This window comes from Bartonella sp. AA74HLJMH, assembly GCF_042197045.1.
Classification (GTDB): Bacteria; Pseudomonadota; Alphaproteobacteria; order Rhizobiales; family Rhizobiaceae; genus Bartonella.
On sequence record NZ_JBHIRJ010000073.1, the window covers coordinates 1 to 2,023 of the forward strand.

At 38.9% G+C, this 2,023-nt stretch carries 1 protein-coding gene; it reads left to right on the forward strand.

The annotated features are described in order from the left end of the window. The first annotated feature begins 680 nt into the window (after positions 1 to 680). Positions 681 to 1,838, forward strand: a complete 1,158-nt coding sequence (locus tag ACFINH_RS09665; protein ID WP_375632950.1) for a tyrosine-type recombinase/integrase — start codon at positions 681 to 683, stop codon at positions 1,836 to 1,838. The last annotated feature ends 185 nt before the right edge of the window (positions 1,839 to 2,023 follow it).

A 2,023-nucleotide genomic window follows, 5' to 3' on the forward strand; every position in this document is an offset into this window, starting at 1 on the left:
CGCCCATGAATGGTATAACGATACAGCCATTGAGCACCTCCATCTTTACGCTTATGAAGAAGCAAGCCGGCACCATCTGAAGTAACAAGCCGGCATCATCACACTATTTGCCAGCCCCCAATGTTGCGACAGCCCTTGGCTCTTAAGACTCTTCATAAGAATCATTTTGAGTTCTTTCTTATACAATTTTTACCCACATATCAGCCCCGTTTGTGACGTGCAAGCGAGTGGTTTTGATTAATACAAGATAAACAGATTTGAAATGAGAGAATCCTACGTTATTCGAGACTCTCATTCAATATGCAAAACAGTGAATTATCATCATAAATCAATATATTGTTATTATGCGAAGCGTGCTTGATAGAGAAATGTTAGAAAATCCTATTCCCTTAACTTTACTCAGGTATCCCTTACTTAAAAAGTAAATAAAAAAAAACAATAGGTTACATATAACAAAGAAGAGTATGGTGCCCAGACGCGGCAAGCAGGGGCTTAGCAACAAGATTCAAAGTATATAAAGATGTGTAAGGGCGTATTGATGTCTATAGCTTTTTATGATTCAATAAAAAAAGTAAGAATTAAAGAAAAAATCTCAAATCAGAAATTAAAGGTGGTCTAAAAGGTGGACCCAAAAAGGTGGACGAGCAATGCTTGAAAAGGTGGACGAGAGGGGACGTTAAGTGAGGGCGATTCATCGGTTATCAGCATCATTCGTAAAGACGTCCTCGCAGGGTAAATATTGTGACGGGGCGGGGCTATGGTTGAATGTTCGAAAAGACAATACACGCTCTTGGTTTTTTCGCTATACGCACCACAATAAGCGCCGTGAAATGGGACTTGGTCCTGTTACGAAACTCTCTTTAAAAGAAGCGCGTGAGCTTACAAGATATTATAGTGATATTCTTAAAGAAGGCAATGATCCTATTGTCTTTCGAGAACAGACTATTTTAAAACAGCAAAGCAATATTTTTCAAGAAATTGCAAAAGCGGCTTTTGAAAGCAAAAAAGCAGAGTTGAAAAATGAAGGTAAAAACGGTCGCTGGTTTTCTCCACTAGAGTTGCACGTGATTCCACACATAGGTAATTTACCTATAGAAAAATTAACAGCCAATATCATTCGCAATGTTCTCGCGCCCCTTTGGCATGAAAAAGCAGACACAGCGCGAAAAGCACTTAACCGTATCAATATTTGCTTGAAATATGCTGCGGCTCTTGGTTTAGATGTTGATCTACAGGCTTGTATGAAAGCACGCGCTCTTTTAGGAAAACCACGTGCTACATCAACAAATATTCCTGCTATGCCATGGCAAGAGGTTCCGGCATTTTATCAAAGCTTGGATGATAAGATTCTTTCAAATTTAGCACTGAAGCTCTTGATTTTGACTGGAGTACGGTCGTATCCATTGCGCTATTTGCGCCTTGAACAAATTGATAAAGATATATGGACGATACCCAAAGAAAACATGAAAGGTATTGTAGGGAAAGTTTCAGACTTTCGCGTGCCATTGAGTGATGAAGCTTTAAAAGTGATTGAAAAATCTCTCCCCTTTGAAAAAAATGGTTTTTTATTTGCTGGGAGTTCTGGAAAGCCTATATCTGATGTAACACTTTCTAAATTCATGAAAGACAAAGGTTTTGATTATAGACCCCATGGTTTCAGATCTAGTCTTCGTGACTGGATAGCAGAAACAACGTCAACACCATTTGAGATTGCTGAAACTGTTCTTGCGCATTCCGTTGGGAGTTCAGTGACAAAAGCTTATATGCGGACAGATTTTTTAGAACAACGACATACCCTTATGGAACAGTGGGCTGCATTTATAACAGGAGCGACCTAAGGGGATCAAATTGTTAATGTTTTGAAAACCACTGTTTGAGATGTGTAAAACGACATTATTTCTTGCATCTGCGAGACGCGCGAAATTGATAATTCATTTGCTAAACAGTTTCGCGCGTCTCAGAGTATGTTTAGAGTCGGATATTTGGTTTTTGTGTAAAAATACTTACAAACGCATCCATAATA